This is a genomic window from Streptomyces sp. NPDC126510, from assembly GCF_040302345.1.
Classification (GTDB): Bacteria; Actinomycetota; Actinomycetes; order Streptomycetales; family Streptomycetaceae; genus Streptomyces.
Genome location: NZ_JBEORR010000061.1, coordinates 1 through 17,630, shown reverse-complemented (window position 1 = coordinate 17,630; position 17,630 = coordinate 1). Strand labels below are relative to the sequence as shown.

Sequence of the window (17,630 nt, the reverse complement as noted above, 5' to 3'; positions counted from 1 at the left end):
ACTTCCTGCACACCTACAACCACCATCGCTGCCACACCGCACTCGGCGGACAGCCACCGATCAGCCGTGTGAACAACGCTGCGGCTCCATACACCAGGCCCTGTCGTTTGGATCAGCTCGGCCGCGAGGTGCGGTTCGTCTCAGCCGACCCGAGCGGGGCATGGTGCGTGCAGATGCAAGGCGGAGGAGGGAGTCAACGCGGTGGGGGAGTTGGCGACCGACGACAACGCCGCAGATGTGCGTGCCATGCCCCGCGACGCCGAGATGATCCAAACGACAGGGCCTAGTCCCCGTCCTCTGTCGTGGGCCGGCTGTGGGGCGCGGCGCCCTCAGCCGACCCAGGCCCCCCGTCGCCGGGGTGGTCCGGCCGGACGGGGTCCGGTCGCCCTCCGGCCGGCCCGGGTCCTCGCGAGCGCCACCACCGGCGACCCGTCACGCGGTCGCCGATCGGCGGCGCAGTCTTCCCGCGGGGCGCAGCAGCAGCGACAGCGAGGCCACCGAGACGATCACCGCGCCGAGCAGGACGAGCAGCACGTGTCCGGCCTCCAGCGCGCTGTGCATGACGAAGGCCCCGAAGAGGGCGCCGGCGACTCCGGTCGACAGCACCAGGGAGCGGGCCGGGAGACGGTGCCCCAGGCGGTGTGCGGCCGCCCACGCGAGAGCCAGGCCGAGGATCGCGGAACTCAGCGCTTCCAGGAGCATGTCGGGGTCCCTCCCACACGGCCGGCTGCCCAAATCGGTCGTAGCCCGTCTTACCCCTGACCTGCGAAATCCAATCCACCCCTGTGGGCGACTTGTGCTCCATCCGTGGAGGAACCGGTGCGGCGCAAGGGGAAGTCGAGGGCTACGCGGGAGGGGTGTCCGAGGGAGCGCGGCGTAAACGGGCCAAGCGTCAGCGACGCGTCGGCAGTGACGCAGGCGGGACGCGTCGCAGCAACGCAGGCGGGACCGGTCGGCAGCATCGCAGGGGCCCGTCGGCGGCGACGCACGGGGCCCGTCGGCGGCGGCGCGAGCGGGAGTCGTCGGCGGCAACGCGAACGGGGCGGGGCGGCCGAAGCCGTCCCGCCCCGCTCCACGTGCGCCTACAGCGCGCCGAAGCCCACCTTGCGCGGGGCCGGCTCACCGATCTCGACGTAGGCGAGACGGTCGGCCGGGACGAGGAGCTTGCGGCCGTGCTCGTCCACGAGGCTCAGCAGCTGCGACTTCCCGGCCAGTGCCTCGGCGACCACGCGCTCGACCTCCTCGGCAGTCTGACCGCTCTCCAGAACGATCTCGCGGGGCGCGTGCTGCACGCCGATCTTGACCTCCACGGCTATGTCCCTCCGACGGTCAGTGATGTGCGCGACCTTCCGCGCCGTACGCAGCACACATTAGCCCGGTGAGGGGACGTACATGCTCCGCCCGAGAACGCCACGAGCGAACATCGGGCGGGAACAAAGACGCCCGTCAGTGCTGCGGCTGGTCCATGCCGTGCAGCGGGAAGCCCGCGATACCGCGCCATGCCAGCGAGGTGAGCAGCTGCACGGCCTGGTCGCGCGGCACGCTGCGGTCGCTGTGCAGCCAGGACCGCGCCACCACCTGGGCGAGGCCGCCCAGGCCCGAGGCGAGCAGCATCGACTCCGCGCGCGACAGCCCGGTGTCCTCGGCGATGACGTCGCAGATCGCCTCCGCGCACTCGTTCGTGACCTTGTCGACGCGCTCGCGCACGGCGGGCTCGTTCGTCAGGTCCGACTCGAAGACCAGGCGGAAGGCACCGCCGTCGTCCTCGACGTAGGCGAAGTAGGCGTCCATCGTCGCCCGCACGCGCTGCTTGTTGTCGGTCGTCGACGCCAGCGCGTTGCGTACGGCCTGGATGAGCGACTCGCAGTGCTGGTCCAGCAGCGCGAGGTAGAGGTCGAGCTTGCCCGGGAAGTGCTGGTAGAGCACCGGCTTGCTGACGCCGGCACGCTCCGCGATGTCGTCCATCGCGGCCGCGTGGTAGCCCTGGGCCACGAAGACCTCCTGGGCGGCACCCAGGAGCTGGTTCCGTCGGGCACGGCGTGGCAGGCGTGTGCCCCGCGGGCGAACCGCCTCTGTCTGCTCGATGGCTGTCACGCCGCCTCCCATAGTCGTCCACGTGCGGATCTGGCCGCGTCGCCATCGTACTTTTCGGTAACCGTGGTGTGCGCGGTGAGAGCGCAGAATTTCACGGACCGGACGGATGTGAAAGCGGTTGCGAAGGTTTCAAACAGGGTCAGAGCGGGCAAAAGGCTGCCTCTTTTCCTGTTCGGTGGAGCGGTTCGTCGCCCGTCGGCGGCGAGCGTCACCGGTAGTCGTCCTCGTCGAGCGAGACGATCCGGGCCTGCTCCACCAGATCCGCCTCGTTGGCGCGGTCCGGGTCGACGCCGGTCAGCGGGTCGTCGCGGTCCGGCGCGATGTCCGCCTGCTGCTCGGCCGCGTCGACCACGGGCGCCTCGACGTCGAACTCCTGCGCCTCCGGCGCATCCTCGGCCTCGAACGTCTCCGGGTCGGTGGGGTCTACGGCCATGCTGGGCTCCCTTCCTACGAACGTCCCTGGGGATGCAGGGGCCACACGTGGGTGCCCTCTGTACGAGCCTAGGAGACACCCGATCCGGACGCTATGCGATCCGCGTCCGGGGTGTGACGCAGTGCTGCTTTCCCGACTGCTGCCCCTCCGTGCCCGGGTGCCTCCTCTTCCGAGTCCTCAACTGGCCGATTCCTGTGACGGCGAACACAGGCGAACACATGAGTCACTGCGTGATCGTCTCGTAACATTGCCGCATGTCTTCGACCGAGCTGCCGTTCGTGCCGCCCGCCACCGTGCTGCCCAAGGTGGGGACCGTCCGGGTGGCGGAGGGTGAGCGGCTGCGGTCGGTCGAGCTGCCCGGCGTCACGCTCACGATGCGGTCGAGGCCCCCGGCGCGCGAGGGGCTGCCTCCCGCCCTGTTCGTGCACGGGCTCGGCGGCTCCTCGCAGAACTGGTCGGCGCTGATGGCGCTGCTGGACGACTCCGTCGACGGTGAGGCCCTCGACCTGCCCGGCTTCGGCGACTCCCCACCACCGGACGACGGCAACTACTCGGTCACGGGGCACGCGCGCGCGGTCATCCGTTACCTCGACGCCTCCGGGCGCGGCCCCGTGCACCTTTTCGGAAACTCGCTCGGCGGCGCCATCGCCACCCGTGTCGCCGCGGTCCGACCCGATCTGGTCCGTACGCTGACGCTCGTGTCGCCCGCTCTGCCGGAAATCCGAGTGCAGCGCACCGCCGTGCCCACGGGGCTGCTGGCGGTGCCCGGGGTCGCCCTGCTCTTCACCCGGCTCACCCGGCAGTGGACGGCGGAGCAGCGGGTCCGTGGCGTGATGGCGCTGTGTTACGGGGACCCCGGGCGGGTGACGCCGGAAGGATTCCGCAACGCCGTGCAGGAGATGGAGCGGCGGCTGCTGCTGCCGTACTTCTGGGACGCGATGGCGCGCTCCGCGCGCGGGATCGTCAACGCCTACACGCTCGGCGGCCAGCAGGGGCTCTGGCGCCAGGCGGAACGAGTCCTCGCGCCGACCCTGCTCGTCTACGGGGGCCGCGACCAGCTCGTCGGCTTCCGCATGGCCCTGAAGGCGGCCCGGGCCTTCCGGGGTTCCCGGATGGTGACGTTGCCCGATGCGGGCCATGTGGCGATGATGGAGTACCCGGAGACCGTGGCCATGGCCTTTCGTGAACTGCTCGAAGACTCGGGAGAGTTGGGAGCACGGCGGGCCGGCCGGCCGGCTGCCCGGGGCGCCGCCGACGGAGCGGGCACCGACGAGAGCATGGGGGGCTGAGGCGCGACGTGGGACGCCACAGCCGCCGCGGACCGGTCGTCAAGGACGACGGCGCGGACACGACCGCAGCACGGGACGGCCGGACCGGTGCCGCACAGGGCCAGAGGCCGGGCCAGGCGCCCGACGCCGCCCGGGGAGCCCGGATCGCACCGCCCGGCCCACCGCAGGGCGGTGCGCCGTCGCAGGACTCGCGCAGGGTGCCGGGGCCGAGGCCCGCGCCGACGGACGGAACGCCGCCGCACGGCACCCCGCCGCACGGCATGCCGCGCCTGCCCGACGGCTGGCACCCCGACGGCACACCGGCCCGGGGTGTGCCACGCCTGCCCGACGGCACGCCGGTGCGCGGAGTGCCCCGCCTCGCGGAGGGCGCTCCCTCGCCTGGCGTTCCGAGGCGGGCCGACGGGACTCCGGCCCACGGCGTTCCCCGGCTGCCGGACGGGACTCCGGCGAGGGGTGTTCACCGGTCGCCCGACGGGACTCCCGCCCGTGGTGTTCCCCGGTTGCCGGACGGCACCCCCGCGCACGGCTTCCCGCAAGCCCGCGGAGGCCACCCCGAGCAGCGGGAGGCCGGGGGCGGCTGGGGCGAGTCGAGGGGGAACCGCGGGGGGACCGCCGGTGTGGGCGTACCCATACCGCGGCAGCGTCGGGCATCCGTGCCCGGGCCACGGCAGGACTACATCGATGCCTTCGTGAATGAGGAGGACGACGTTTTCGCGCCCCGTACGCCCGCCTCCGCGCACGCCGCGGATGCCTACGCCTCCGTCGCGGACTGGAGTGTCGGCAGCCCTGCCGACTCCGGGTCCGGCCACGACGGCGCGGGGCCCACCGGCACGCCGGCGCCGGGCAGGGGTGGCAAGGGCCGTGCCTTCACCGGCATCGCGGCAGCGGCCGTCACCACCGTGCTGGCCGTCGTCGTAGCCGGGCAGGTCGCCGACGACCGTGGTGCCGCCGGCGTGCAGTCGCAGTCCGCCGGTGACCAGGCCCGTGAGGCCCGGGGCTCCGCGTCCCGCGCGGACGGCCGGGCACCCGCCCCTCAGGCCAAGCTGCTGACGTACGACGAGAAGATGGGCAGGACGTATCCGCTCGGCGCCACCCTCAAGGGCTCCGGGAGGTTCGACGCCGTCCCCGGCATCGCCAAGGCGCCCGGCGCCGGACAGAAGTTCACCTACCGCGTGGACGTGGAGCAGGGCCTCGGACTCGACGGCGCACTCTTCGCCGAGGCCGTGCAGAAGACGCTCAACGACCAGCGCAGCTGGGCCCACAACGGCGCGCGCACCTTCGAGCGGATCTACTCCGGCAAGCCCGACTTCGTGATCACCCTCGCCAGCCCCGGCACGACCGCCGACTGGTGCGCCAAGTCGGGTCTGGACACCACCGAGGACAACGTCTCCTGCGACTCCGCGGCGACCGAGCGCGTGATGATCAACGCCTATCGGTGGGCGCAGGGCTCGGAGACCTACGGCGACAGCAAGATCCACGCCTACCGGCAGATGCTGATCAACCACGAGGTCGGCCACCGCCTCGGCTTCAACCACGTCACCTGCGACAAGGACGGCGACCTGGCCCCGGTCATGCAGCAGCAGACCAAGTTCCTCGACCATGACGGCATCCACTGCCGCGCCAACGCCTGGCCCTACCCCGGGAGTTGACGGGCGCCCCACGCGGTGTGGCACGGCTCGCGTTGACATGCTCGGAAAGTTCGACCATATTTCTGGGCATGTCGCCCCGTCACGTCTCCGTCTGCGCAGCCATCGAGCTGGCGCTCATCGGCGTGACCTCTCTCTGCGTGGCCGACATTCACTGTTGCTGACGCCCGCCCCCGGCGCGCGTCGCTCCTTCTCTCCGTGACTTCGTCGCGGCTTTTCGACCGATCGGCGCCGGACAGACGTCTGCCTTCTTTCGTCTCACCCTTCGTCTTTTCGTCTCGCGATACGAGAACTCGTGATCCGGGACCCCTTTCCGAGAGGTCGTCATCCCGATGCGCCAACCGTCCGTCACAGCGCGCCGCGTGGCCGCGGCATCCGTCAGCCTGGTCCTGGCAGCGGGTGCCGCCGCCTGCGGGCCGAAGGACAACGATGCCAACGGCGCCGGCGGAGACTCCACGCCTCGCAAGGGCGGCACGCTCACCGTGCTGAACGCCAACCCGCAGCAGGACTTCGACCCGGCCCGCCTCTACACCTCCGGCGGCGGCAACGTCCCGTCCCTGGTCTTCCGTACGCTCACCACCCGCAACCGCGAGAACGGCGCAGCCGGCGCGAAGGTCGTCCCCGACCTCGCCACCGACACCGGGCGCCCCGGCAAGGACGCGACGGTGTGGACGTACACGCTGAAGAAGGGCCTGAAGTACGAGGACGGCACCCCCATCACCTCGGCCGACATCAAGTACGGCATCGAGCGCTCCTTCGCCCCCGAACTGTCCGGCGGCGCCCCCTACCTGAGGGACTGGCTGGTCGGGGCGGCCGACTACCAGGGCCCGTACAAGGACAAGAAGGGCCTCGACGCGATCGAGACGCCGGACGAGCGGACCATCGTCTTCCACCTGAACAAGCCCGAGGGCGAGTTCCCGTACCTCGCCACGCAGACACAGTTCGCTCCCGTTCCGAAGAGCAAGGACACGGGCACCAAGTACGAGGAGCACCCGGTCTCCTCCGGGCCGTACAAGGTCGTGCGGAACGACAACGACGGCGAGCGGCTGACCCTGGAGCGCAACCCGCACTGGTCCGCCGCGACCGACGCCGAACGCAAGGCCTACCCGGACAAGATCGACGTGCGCTCCGGGCTCGACTCGTCCGTGATCAACCAGCGGCTGTCCGCGTCCCAGGGAGCGGACGCCGCCGCGGTCACGACGGACACCAACCTCGGCCCGGCCGAACTGGCCAAGGTCACCGGCGACAAGGACCTCGCCTCCCGCGTCGGCACGGGGCACTTCGGCTACACCAACTACATAGCGTTCAACCCGACCGTCAAGCCGTTCGACGACCCCAAGGTGCGGCAGGCCATCTCGTACGCCATCGACCGGTCGTCCGTGGTGAACGCCGCGGGCGGGTCCGCGCTGGCCGAGCCCGCCACCACCTTCCTGCCGGACCAGAAGTCCTTCGGCTACACGCCGTACGACCTCTTCCCGGCGGGCAAGGCCGGTGACCCGGCCAAGGCCAAGGCGCTGCTCAAGGAGGCCGGGCACGCGAAGGGCCTCACCGTCACGCTGACGCACTCCAACGCCAAGGACTTCGAGACCAGCCCCGAGATCGCGACCGCCATCCAGGACGCGCTCAAGAAGGCCGGCATCACGGTCAAGCTGCAAGGTCTGGAGGAGAACGACTACTCCGACAAGATCCACAACGTGAAGTCCGAGCCCGGCTTCTTCCTCGCCCACTGGGGTGCCGACTGGCCCTCCGGCGGGCCGTTCCTCGCCCCGATCTTCGACGGCCGCCAGATCGTCAAGGACGGCGCGAACTTCAACACGGGCCTGCTGAACGACAAATCGGTCAACGCCGAGATCGACGCGATCAACAAGCTGACCGATCTCGACCAGGCCGCCAAGAGGTGGGGCGCGCTGGACAAGAGGATCGGTGAGCAGGCCCTGACCGTTCCGCTGTTCCACCCCGTCTACAAGCGACTGGTCGGCAAGGACGCCAAGAACGTCGTGATCAGCGACTGGACGGGCGTGCTGGACATCTCCCAGGTCGCGGTGAAGTGACACCGTGAGTGAGGCACTTCTCGCCGCCGAGCCGGCCGGGACGGACACCACCGTCCCGGCCGCCTCGGGGGCCCGTCAGTTCTGGCGGCGGCTGCGCACGCAGCGCGCCGCCCTCGTCGCGGCCGGAGTCGTCGCGCTGCTCGCCCTGGTCGCCCTCGCGGCGCCGCTGCTCACCGCCCTGGAAGGCCAGGACCCGACCACCTACCACCCCTCCCTGGTGGACTCCGCGCGCGGCGGCGTGCCCATCGGGTCCCTCGGCGGAGCGAGCGCCGACCACTGGTTCGGCGTCGAGCCGCAGACCGGCCGGGACCTGTTCGCGCGGCTGGTGTACGGCGCGCGCGTCTCCCTGGGCGTCGCCCTGGCCGCGACCGTGGTGCAGGTCGCCCTTGGCATCACCCTGGGCGTCGCGGCCGCACTCGGGAGGCGATGGGTCGATCAACTGCTGAGCCGGTTCACGGACGTCATCGTCGCCATGCCGCTCATGATCATGGCGCTGGCGCTGCTCGCGATCGTCCCGGCGAGCTTCCCGCGGCCGGTACTCGTCGCGCTCGTCATCGGCCTGATCAGCTGGGGCAACATCGCCCGGATCGTGCGCGCGCAGACGCTCACCCTCAAGGAACTCGATTACGTCGCGGCAGCCCGGCTCAGCGGCTGGGGCACCTGGAGCATCGCCCGCCGCGAACTCCTGCCCGGGATCGCCGCCCCCGTCATCACGTACGCCGCGCTGCTCGTCCCGATGAACATCACCGTCGAGGCCGCGCTGTCCTTCCTCGGCGTGGGCGTGAAACCGCCGACACCCTCCTGGGGACAGATGCTCACCAGCGCCGACGTCTGGTACCAGGCCGCCCCGCAGTACCTGCTGCTGCCCGCGGGCGCCCTGTTCGTCACGGTGCTCGCCCTCACGGTCCTCGGCGACGGCGTCCGCACCGCCCTCGACCCGCGTGCGGCCTCCCGGCTGCGCATCGGGACGGGACGCAGGCGGGAGTCGAAGGCGGACGAGGGAGGCACGGCATGAACGGCCTCACCGGCTTCGTCCTGCGTCGCGCCGTCGGCGCCGCCGTCACCCTGTTCGTCATCTCGGTGATCGTCTACGTCGTCTTCTACGCCACCCCCGGCAACGTCGCCCAGATCACCTGCGGCCCGCGCTGCTCACCGGAACAGGTGCATCAGGTCGCCCGGCAACTGAACCTCGACGACCCGCTGTTCGTGCGGTACGGACATTTCCTGCAGGGCCTGGTCGCCGGCCAGGACTACTCGACGGGCACGTCCGTGCAACACTGCTCCGCTCCCTGCCTCGGCCTGTCGTACCAGAGCGACCAGCAGGTCACGCAGCTGATCCTGGCCAAGCTCCCGGTCAGTCTGTCCCTGGTGGGCGGGTCGATGGTCATCTGGCTGGTCCTCGGCGTCGGCACCGGCGTGCTCTCCGCCTGGCGGCGCGGCCGGTTCTCCGAGCGCGTGCTGACCGGCATCACCCTCGCCGGCACGGCCACCCCGGTCTTCGTCATCGGCCTGGTCCTGATGATCGTCGTCTGCGGGGAACTGCAACTGCTGCCCTTCCCGCAGTACGTGGCGCTCGGCGACGACCCCGAACAGTGGGCGTGGAACCTGCTGCTGCCGTGGCTCTCGCTCGCCCTCATCGAGGCCGCCTCGTTCGCCCGGCTGACCCGGGCCTCGATGCTGGAGACGCTGGCCGAGGACCACATCCGCACCTTCCGCGCGTACGGCGTCGGCGAACGGTCGATCGTCGGGCGGCACGCACTGCGCGGCGCGTTCGCCCCGGTCATCGCGCTGAACGCCAACAACGTCGGGTCGGCGATCGGCGGCGCGGTGCTCACCGAGACGCTGTTCGGCCTGCCCGGCATCGGACAGGAACTCGTCCATGCCGTCAACGTCGTCGACCTGCCGGTCGTGGTCGGCATGGTCCTGGTCATCGGATTCTTCGTGGTCCTCGCCAACGCCGTCGCGGACGTCCTGTACGCGGTGGCCGACCGACGGGTGGTGCTGACATGAGCCTGGTCGACGTGACCGGCCTGCGCGTGGACTTCGGCGCGCTGCGTGCCGTCGACGGACTCTCCTTCCGTCTGGAGGAGGGCGCCGCCCTGGCCCTGGTCGGCGAGTCCGGCTCCGGCAAGTCGACGGTGGCGTCCGCGTTGCTCGGTCTGCACCGCGGGACCGGCGCGCGGGTCGAGGGCACGGTCGAGGTGGCCGGCACCGACGTGCAGCGCGCCTCCGACGAGGAACTGCGGCGGCTGCGCGGCGGGCGGGCCGCCATGGTGTTCCAGGACCCGCTGTCCTCCCTCGACCCGTACTACGCGATCGGAGACCAGATCGCCGAGGTGTACCGCGTGCACGCGCGCGTGTCCCGGCGGGCCGCACGCGCGCGTGCCGTGGAGGTCCTCGGCCGGGTGGGGATCCCGGACGCGGCACGGCGGTCCCGGTCCCGGCCGCACGAGTTCAGCGGCGGCATGCGCCAGCGCGCCCTGATCGCCATGGCGCTCGCATGCGAGCCCCGGCTGCTCATCGCCGACGAGCCGACGACCGCCCTCGACGTGACGGTCCAGGCCCAGGTCCTCGACCTGCTGCACACGCTGCGCGAGGAGACCGGCATGGGCCTGCTGCTCGTCACGCACGACGTCGGCGTCGCGGCCGAGAGCGTCGACGAGGTGCTGGTGATGCGGCACGGCCGGGCGGTCGAACACGGCCCGGTCGCCGATGTGCTGGGCGCGCCGGCCCAGCCCTACACCCGGGAACTGCTGGCCGCGGTTCCCCGGCTGGACGCGCCGCGGAAGGCCTCGACGGCCCCTGAGGAGGTCGTCCTGGAGGCGACCGGCCTCAGGCGCGAGTTCGGGCGCGGGAAGCGGGCGTTCACGGCCGTGGACGACGTGTCGCTGGTCCTGCGCCGCGGCGAGACCCTCGGGGTCGTCGGCGAGAGCGGCAGCGGCAAGACGACCCTCGGGCGCATGCTCGTCGGGCTGCTGGAACCGACGGCGGGATCGCTGGCCTTCGACGGCCGTCCGCACACCGGGGTGAACCCGGCCGTGCAGATGGTCTTCCAGGACCCGGTCTCCTCCCTCAATCCCCGCCGCAGCGTGGGCGAGTCCATCGCCGACCCGCTGCGCGCACGGGGTGAGCGGCAGGAGGGGCGCATCCGGGAGCGCGTGGGCGAACTGCTGGAGCGTGTGGGGCTCGAAGCGGCGCATTACGACCGCTATCCCCATGAGTTCAGCGGCGGGCAGCGCCAGCGGGTCGGCATCGCCCGGGCGCTCGCGGCCGACCCACGGGTCATCGTCTGTGACGAGCCGGTCTCGGCCCTCGACGTCACCACCCAGGCCCATGTGGTCGACCTGCTGGGGGAGTTGCAGCGCGAACTCGGGCTCGCGCTGGTCTTCGTCGCGCACGACCTGGCCGTCGTCCGCCAGGTCAGCGACCGGGTCGCGGTGATGCGGCGGGGCAGGATCGTCGAGGAAGGGCCCGTGAGGGAGGTCTACGAGTCGCCGCGCGACCCCTACACCAGGCAGTTGCTGGCCGCCGTACCGGCGCTCGATCCGCAGGCCGCCGCGCGACGCAGGGCGGAGCGACGGGAGTTGGCCACGGCGTGACGCTGGGCGGGGCGACCCGAGTCGGCCGCGATGTGACGCCGTGCGGGCCGACTCGAGCCGACCGCGGCATGACGATCCGTGTCCGGTTGATCTCCTAGCGCGACAAAACGCGACCCGCACGGGAAAGTTACGACCGTTCACCCCTTTTGGTGGTGCGATGGACAACCGTCCGTCGCACCACCGCCTTGTCCGCATACGTTCGTCCCGCTGCGAGCCGCCGGGCAACGGCGGCTCCCCATACGGGAGATCGGGGGTGCACACGTGCGCATCGGACTGCTTACGGAGGGTGGCTATCCGTATGTGAGCGGTGACGCCAGGCTCTGGTGCGACCGGCTGGTGCGCGGGCTCGCCCAGCACGAGTTCGACGTCTACGCGCTGAGTCGCAGCGAGCACCAGGAGGACGAGGGCTGGGTCCCGCTGTCAGCGAACGTCCGCCGGGTACGCACCGCGCCCCTGTGGATGGCCGAGGACGACGAGGTGGCGCTCGGGCGCCGCGCACGCCGGCGCTTCACAGAGTACTTCGGAGAACTGGCCGCGGTGTTGTGTGAGGGGCCGAGGGCCGGGGACGTCCCCAGCACCGCCGGGGGACCCGCCGAAGGTGCGCCGACCTCCGAGGCGGACCGTTTCGCCAACGCTCTGTACGGGCTCGCCGAACTCGCCCGCGAGCAGGGTGGGCTGGCGGGAACGCTCCGGTCGGAGGCCGCCGTACGCACCCTGGAACGCGCCTGTCGTGCGCCCGGCGCCCATCGCGCGGCGCGCGAGGCGCGGGTACCGGATCTGCTCGCCGTCGCGGCGCACCTCGAACGAGCCCTGCGCCCCCTCTCCCTTGACTGGTACGAGGACGACGGACTCGGCGCGGTCGACCTCTGCCACGCCGCGTCCGGCGGCACAGCGGTCCTGCCCGGCCTGCTGGCCCGGCACTTCACCGGCGTGCCCCTGATGGTGACCGAATACGGCGTGCGCCTGCGGACGCACTACCTCACCGCCCAGGACGCCCCGCCCGCCGTACGGTCCCTGCTGGCGGCCTTCCAGGGCCGGCTCGCGGCCGAGGCCTACGGGCGGGCGGAGGTCGTCACCGCCGGCAACACCCACACTCGCCGTTGGCAGGAGCGCTGCGGTGCCGAGCGCCGGAAGCTGCGCACGGTCTACCCCGGCATGGAGGCCCTGCCCTTCGCCGACGTGGGTGAGTCCCCGGACTGCGCGGACCCGGACACGCTCGTGTGGGTCGGCCGCGTCGAGCCCGCCAAGGACCTGGTCTCCCTGCTGCACGCCTTCGCCGAGGTGCGCAAGCAGGAGCCGGCGACCCGGCTGCGCATCGTGGGCGCCCCCGCCGGTCCCGAGGGTGCCGCCTACCTCGGTCACTGCAGGACGCTGGCGGCCCAGCTCTTCCCCGACGAGGCCGAGGGCCCGCACGCCACCGGCGACAATCCGGTGTCCTTCGAGGAGATCGGCGGCCCTGAACTCCCGGCCGTCACCGACGCCCACACCGCGGGTGCCGTGACCGTCCTGTCCAGCGTGGTCGAGGGGTTCCCCGTCGGCCTCGTCGAGGCCATGCTCTGCGGGCGCGCGACGGTGTCGACGGACGTCGGCGCGGTCGTGGAGGTCATCGGCGGCACGGGCCTCGTCGTGCCCCCGCGCAATCCGCGAGCGCTCGCCGACGCGTGCGTGGCGCTGCTGCGCGACCCCCAGCGCCGTGCGCGCCTGGGCGCCGCCGCTCGCGCCCGTGCCCTCGAACTGTTCACGGTCGAGCAGAACATCGAGGCGTTCCACGGCCTTTATCTGGAGATCGTCGCGCGCGCGCCCGTCCGCCGTGTCCTCCTCGACGGAGCGGGGGCACCCCTGCCGTTCGCGGTTCCCGCCGAGGCGCACGTACCCGTCCGCTGGACCGCCGCGTCGCCCCGCCTCGCCGCCGCCCGCAGCGGCTCCGGCCGGGCGGCGGGCGGACCCGTTCGGGCGACCACTCCCGTGCCCGCCCAGGAGGGTGCGTGATGAGCGACTTGGGCGAACTGGATCCGCGAGCCCCGCGAGCCCCGGAGGCGATCGCGGAACGCACGGCGCCCGGGAGCCGGCAGCCGGCAGCCGATCACGACGTGCCCGGCGTGGGTGAGTCCGCTGCCGAGTGTGAGGTGCCCGGGAGTCACAGGCAGGAGGCCGGCCGCCAGGCTTCCGGCGTGGGGGAACCCGCTGCCGAGCGCAAGGCCTCCGCCGCGCGTCGGGGTGCTGCCGATCCGGTCAAGGCGCTGATGCACCGTCACCGCGATCTCTGTGGACGCGCGGTGGACCCCCTGGAGATCGCCGCAGGACTGGAGGCGCACGGCATCACCGACCGGACCGCCGCCCGCTTCCGCCACCGCGACGTCTTCTCCCTCGCCGAGGAGATGTACGCGCGGGTCTCACGGGACGGGGACACGCCCCTGCCCGCCCCGCCCGCCCCTCCCCGGGTCCGAGCCGACTGGGCCCTTCTGACCCTTCTGCCCGGTGCGCTGTGCGCGGCCGCCGTGGCCGCCGCACACCTCATCGACGGCCGGCAGCTCCTGTTCGCGGCTGCGGCGGGCGCCCTCGCCGTGGCCCTGGGGCTTCGCGCCGCCCTGCGCCGAGGGCCTCTGAGCAGGACCGACACGGACCGGCCCGGGCCGCGACCGGGCGCAGCCTCCGGCAGGACCACCCCGTGGACCCTGTGGCTCGTCCTCTACGCCCTCATGGGCGACGGTCTGCTCCGCAACGCCCTCGCCGGAGGCCCGGACGCCCTGCCCACCGGCGCGCCCGACGGCCCATGGCCCCTCACCACCGCCCCCGTCCTGGCTCTCGCCCTGGCCTGCGCGCCCGCCGCCTGGACCGCGCATCTCCTCACCGTGGGCGCCCGCCGCAAACTCGCCTCCAGCCGAGGCCTGGAGGACTTCGCCGCCGCCGTACGCCCCCTCCTGTTCGGCACGTTCGCCCTGTTCCTGGGTGCCCTGGCGGCTCTGCTCGCCCTCTGCGGGGCAGTCCTCGGCGAGTCCGGTACCTCCGCTCAGGCCCTCGCCCTGGGGGCGCTCCTGTTCCTGGCCCGCCTCCTCACGGTGCACGGCTTCACCTACGCCCCCGCCGTGGTCCTCACGGCGACGGCCACGGCAGAGGCGGTCGCCGTCGCCACGGTCTTCGCCGCCCGCCTCCCCGGTCTCGGCTTCCTGGCCACTCCCGTCGAAGCCCTCGTCACCGCCTGGGGCGCCGACGGCATCCCCGCCCTCACCTGCGGAGCGGCGGCCCTGGCCCTGCTGCTCCACACGACCCGCAAGCTCACCCGGGCCTCGGCCCACGCACCGTCGGAGCCCACGCGGTGAGGTTCCTTCCTTCTTCCTGCCTTTCCCTTTCCTTTTCTTCCCTTTCCTTCCTTTCCGCCTCGAGGAGAACCCGCATGACCACCCACCCAGGAACCCCGGCCACACGGGGAGCCGCGCGATGAGAGTCCTGCTGATCGGAGCCAACGGCTACATCGGGCGCTTCGTCGCCGACCGCCTGCTCGCCGACCCGGCCGTGCAGCTCACCGCCCTGGGCCGCGGTGACGACGCCGACGTCCGCTTCGACCTCGCCTCGGGCAGCCCCGGCGCCCTCACCCGCTTCCTCGACGCGGTCCACCCGGGGGTCGTCGTCAATTGCGCCGGCGCCACCCGCGGCGGGGCCCGCGAGCTCACCCGCCACAACACCGTCGCCGTGGCCACCGTCTGCGAGGCCCTGCGCCGCAGCGGCTGCGGGGCCCGGCTGGTGCAGATCGGCTGCAGCGCGGAGTACGGCCCCAGCCAGCCCGGCTCCTCCACCGCCGAGGACGCGGTGCCCCGGCCCGGCGGCCCGTACGGCGTCAGCAAACTCGCCGCCACCGAACTGGTCCTCGGCTCCGGCCTGGACGCCGTCGTCCTGCGCGTCTTCTCACCGGCCGGGCCCGGCACCCCCGCCGGCTCCCCGCTCGGCCGTCTCGCCGAGGCCATGCGCCGCGCCATGCAGTCCGGCGACGGCGAGCTGAAACTCGGCGGGCTCGGCGCCCAGCGCGACTTCGTCGACGTCCGCGACGTGGCCCGCGCCGTCCACGCCGCCTCGCTCTCCGCCGCGCAGGGCGTCATCAACATCGGCTCCGGCCGCGCCGTGCGGCTGCGCGACGCCGCCGCGGTCCTCGCCCGCGTCGCCGGATACGGCGGCGCCCTCCACGAGCTCGACGGCCCGCCCGGCGCCCTGCGCACGGCCATCGGCCACCCTCGCCCCGACCCGGACCACGCACCCCCCCTCGCATACCCGTACCCGGACGGCTGCGGCAGCTGGCAGCAGGCCGACGTGCGCACCGCGCGCGACCGGCTCGGCTGGCGCCCCCGGATCGGCCTGGAAGAGTCCCTCGCCGACATCTGGATGGAGGCGGCATGCCGCATCTGACCAGATCCCGGCGGAGCGCCTCGGGCACGGAACTCCGCCCCGGCGTCGGGGTCCCCGGCTACGCCCACCCCCTCCTCGCCCCCACCGAATGGGGCGAGCTGACCCGCCCCGGCACCCCGCTGCACTGGGTGGTCCTCAACGTGGCCGACGGTCCCGGCGCGCGCCCCGACCCCCACTGCCTGGCGGCGGCCGGCCGCCTGCGCAACGCGGGCATCCGTGTCCTCGGCCACCTCGACACCCGGTACGGCACCCGGAATCTCGGCGAACTGATCTCGGACGCCCACCGATTCGTCGACTGGTACCAGGTCGACGGCTTCCTCCTGGAGCGCTGCCCCGCCGACCACGCCGGGCTGTCCGAGGTCCGCCGTACGGTCGCCACGCTCCGCGTGATCCGTGACGCTGCCCACATCGTCCTCGGCCACGGCATCCACCCGCACCCCGGTTACGTCGACCTCGCCGACCAACTGGTCACCTTCTCCGGGCCCTGGAGCGACTACCGCTGGTCGCAGGTGGCCGAATGGACCGCCGACCACGCACCCGAGCACTTCTGCCACTTCGTCCACGGGGTGCCACGCGCCCACCTGGCCGAGGCGCTGCGCATCGCCGCGTGGCAGGGCGCCGCGACGGTCTGGATCACCGACCACACGGACGGGGACGGTCACACCGACCCCTGGGAGGCCATGCCCGGCTACTGGGACGAATTCGTCTCGCGTGTCGGAACAGGTGTCTCGGAATGAAAAAGCGCATGGCACTGTTACGGGGAGAACAACCGTAGTGATTGACCGACCAACGGAGTCCCCGTGTCGCTGCCACCCCTGGTCGAGCCGGCTTCCGAGCTCACCGTAGACGAGGTCCGCAGGTACTCCCGCCACCTGATCATCCCCGACGTGGGCATGGACGGGCAGAAGCGGCTGAAGAACGCCAAGGTGCTGTGTGTGGGCGCCGGCGGCCTGGGCTCGCCGGCGCTGATGTACCTGGCCGCCGCGGGCGTGGGCACCCTCGGCATCGTGGAGTTCGACGAGGTCGACGAGTCGAACCTGCAGCGCCAGATCATCCACAGCCAGGCCGACATCGGTCGCCCCAAGGCCGAGTCCGCCCGCGACAGCGTCAAGGGCATCAACCCGTACGTGAACGTGATCCTTCACGAGGAGCGGCTCGAGGCCGACAACGTGATGGACATCTTCAGCCAGTACGACCTGATCGTCGACGGCACGGACAACTTCGCGACCCGCTACCTGGTCAACGACGCCTGCGTGCTGCTGAACAAGCCGTACGTCTGGGGCTCGATCTACCGCTTCGACGGCCAGGCGTCCGTCTTCTGGTCCGAGCACGGTCCCTGCTACCGCTGCCTGTACCCGGAGCCCCCGCCCCCCGGCATGGTTCCCTCCTGCGCCGAGGGCGGCGTCCTGGGTGTGCTGTGCGCGTCCATCGGCTCCATCCAGGTCAACGAGGCCATCAAGCTGCTCGCCGGCATCGGTGACCCGCTGGTCGGCCGCCTGATGATCTACGACGCCCTGGAGATGCAGTACCGCCAGGTCAAGGTCCGCAAGGACCCGGACTGCGCGGTCTGCGGCGAGAACCCGACCGTCACCGAGCTCATCGACTACGAGGCCTTCTGCGGCGTCGTGTCCGAGGAGGCCCAGGCGGCGGCCGCCGACTCCACGATCACTCCCAAGCAGCTCAAGGAGTGGATCGACGACGGCGAGAGCATCGACATCATCGACGTCCGTGAGCCGAACGAGTACGAGATCGTCTCCATCCCGGGCGCTCGGCTGATCCCGAAGAACGAGTTCCTCATGGGCACCGCCCTGGAGAGCCTCCCGCAGGACAAGAAGATCGTCCTGCACTGCAAGACGGGTGTCCGCAGTGCGGAAGTCCTCGCGGTGCTGAAGTCCGCGGGCTTCTCGGACGCGGTGCACGTCGGCGGTGGCGTGATCGGCTGGGTGAACCAGATCGAGCCCTCCAAGCCGGTGTACTGAGCCGTATCCGGCCTCCCTTCCCGAGCGGCGGGGGGGGGGGGGGGGGGCGGGGGGGGGGGGCCCCCCCCACCGAAAAAGAAGAACAGGAAGCCAAAATGACCAGCCACCGCAACACGGGACTAAGCTATAACCAAAAAGAGG

The 17,630-nt window shown here is 72.0% G+C and carries 16 protein-coding genes; 12 read left to right on the top strand and 4 right to left on the bottom strand.

Annotation, left to right across the window (positions count from 1 at the left end):
- Window positions 1–432: 432 nt before the first annotated feature.
- The 4 genes from ABTX60_RS41600 to ABTX60_RS41585 form a co-directional block, all read right to left on the bottom strand.
- Window positions 433–702, bottom strand: a complete 270-nt coding sequence (locus ABTX60_RS41600) for a hypothetical protein (protein ID WP_352101909.1) — start codon at window positions 700–702, stop codon at window positions 433–435.
- A gap of 380 nt (window positions 703–1,082) precedes the next feature.
- Window positions 1,083–1,310, bottom strand: a complete 228-nt coding sequence (locus tag ABTX60_RS41595) for a DUF3107 domain-containing protein (protein WP_030854792.1) — start codon at window positions 1,308–1,310, stop codon at window positions 1,083–1,085.
- A 136-nt stretch (window positions 1,311–1,446) separates the two neighbouring features.
- Window positions 1,447–2,094, bottom strand: a complete 648-nt coding sequence (locus tag ABTX60_RS41590; RefSeq protein ID WP_352101908.1) for a TetR/AcrR family transcriptional regulator — start codon at window positions 2,092–2,094, stop codon at window positions 1,447–1,449.
- A 208-nt stretch (window positions 2,095–2,302) separates the two neighbouring features.
- Entirely contained in the window at window positions 2,303–2,527 is a 225-nt protein-coding gene (locus ABTX60_RS41585; RefSeq protein WP_352101907.1) for an Rv3202a family protein, read from the bottom strand.
- A 254-nt stretch (window positions 2,528–2,781) separates the two neighbouring features.
- On the opposite strand from ABTX60_RS41585, the gene ABTX60_RS41580 reads away from it, so the two are divergent.
- The 12 genes from ABTX60_RS41580 (at window position 2,782) to moeZ (ending at window position 17,489) form a co-directional block, all read left to right on the top strand.
- On the top strand, window positions 2,782–3,816 hold the full coding sequence (locus ABTX60_RS41580) for an alpha/beta fold hydrolase (RefSeq protein ID WP_352101906.1): 1,035 nt from the start codon (window positions 2,782–2,784) through the stop codon (window positions 3,814–3,816).
- Between the two features lie 8 nt (window positions 3,817–3,824).
- Window positions 3,825–5,465: a DUF3152 domain-containing protein gene (locus ABTX60_RS41575; protein ID WP_352101905.1), complete on the top strand. Its 1,641-nt coding sequence runs from the start codon at window positions 3,825–3,827 to the stop codon at window positions 5,463–5,465.
- A 68-nt stretch (window positions 5,466–5,533) separates the two neighbouring features.
- Window positions 5,534–5,626 (top strand): Ms4533A family Cys-rich leader peptide, encoded by a 93-nt coding sequence (locus ABTX60_RS41570; RefSeq protein WP_352101904.1) that lies wholly within the window; start codon window positions 5,534–5,536, stop codon window positions 5,624–5,626.
- A 168-nt stretch (window positions 5,627–5,794) separates the two neighbouring features.
- Entirely contained in the window at window positions 5,795–7,513 is a 1,719-nt protein-coding gene (locus ABTX60_RS41565; protein ID WP_352101903.1) for an ABC transporter substrate-binding protein, read from the top strand.
- 4 nt (window positions 7,514–7,517) lie between these two features.
- Window positions 7,518–8,528: an ABC transporter permease gene (locus ABTX60_RS41560; protein ID WP_352101902.1), complete on the top strand. Its 1,011-nt coding sequence runs from the start codon at window positions 7,518–7,520 to the stop codon at window positions 8,526–8,528.
- On the top strand, window positions 8,525–9,523 hold the full coding sequence (locus tag ABTX60_RS41555; protein ID WP_352101901.1) for an ABC transporter permease: 999 nt from the start codon (window positions 8,525–8,527) through the stop codon (window positions 9,521–9,523). Before ABTX60_RS41560 ends, ABTX60_RS41555 begins: the two co-directional genes overlap by 4 nt.
- Window positions 9,520–11,112, top strand: coding sequence for a dipeptide ABC transporter ATP-binding protein (locus ABTX60_RS41550; protein WP_352101900.1), 1,593 nt, complete (start codon window positions 9,520–9,522; stop codon window positions 11,110–11,112). Before ABTX60_RS41555 ends, ABTX60_RS41550 begins: the two co-directional genes overlap by 4 nt.
- 261 nt (window positions 11,113–11,373) lie before the next feature.
- Window positions 11,374–13,101 carry a DUF3492 domain-containing protein gene (locus tag ABTX60_RS41545; RefSeq protein ID WP_352101899.1) on the top strand — a complete coding sequence of 576 codons (1,728 nt, stop codon included), beginning with the start codon at window positions 11,374–11,376 and terminating at the stop codon, window positions 13,099–13,101.
- Entirely contained in the window at window positions 13,101–14,432 is a 1,332-nt protein-coding gene (locus ABTX60_RS41540; RefSeq protein ID WP_502992499.1) for a hypothetical protein, read from the top strand. The genes ABTX60_RS41545 and ABTX60_RS41540 overlap by 1 nt, the downstream gene beginning before the upstream one ends.
- Before the next feature lie 118 nt (window positions 14,433–14,550).
- Window positions 14,551–15,510 (top strand): NAD-dependent epimerase/dehydratase family protein, encoded by a 960-nt coding sequence (locus ABTX60_RS41535; RefSeq protein ID WP_352101897.1) that lies wholly within the window; start codon window positions 14,551–14,553, stop codon window positions 15,508–15,510.
- Window positions 15,498–16,247: a spherulation-specific family 4 protein gene (locus tag ABTX60_RS41530; protein WP_352101896.1), complete on the top strand. Its 750-nt coding sequence runs from the start codon at window positions 15,498–15,500 to the stop codon at window positions 16,245–16,247. The genes ABTX60_RS41535 and ABTX60_RS41530 overlap by 13 nt, the downstream gene beginning before the upstream one ends.
- Before the next feature lie 63 nt (window positions 16,248–16,310).
- A complete protein-coding gene (gene moeZ / locus ABTX60_RS41525; RefSeq protein WP_352101895.1) occupies window positions 16,311–17,489 on the top strand; it encodes an adenylyltransferase/sulfurtransferase MoeZ in 1,179 nt (392 codons plus the stop codon).
- Window positions 17,490–17,630: the final 141 nt, after the last annotated feature.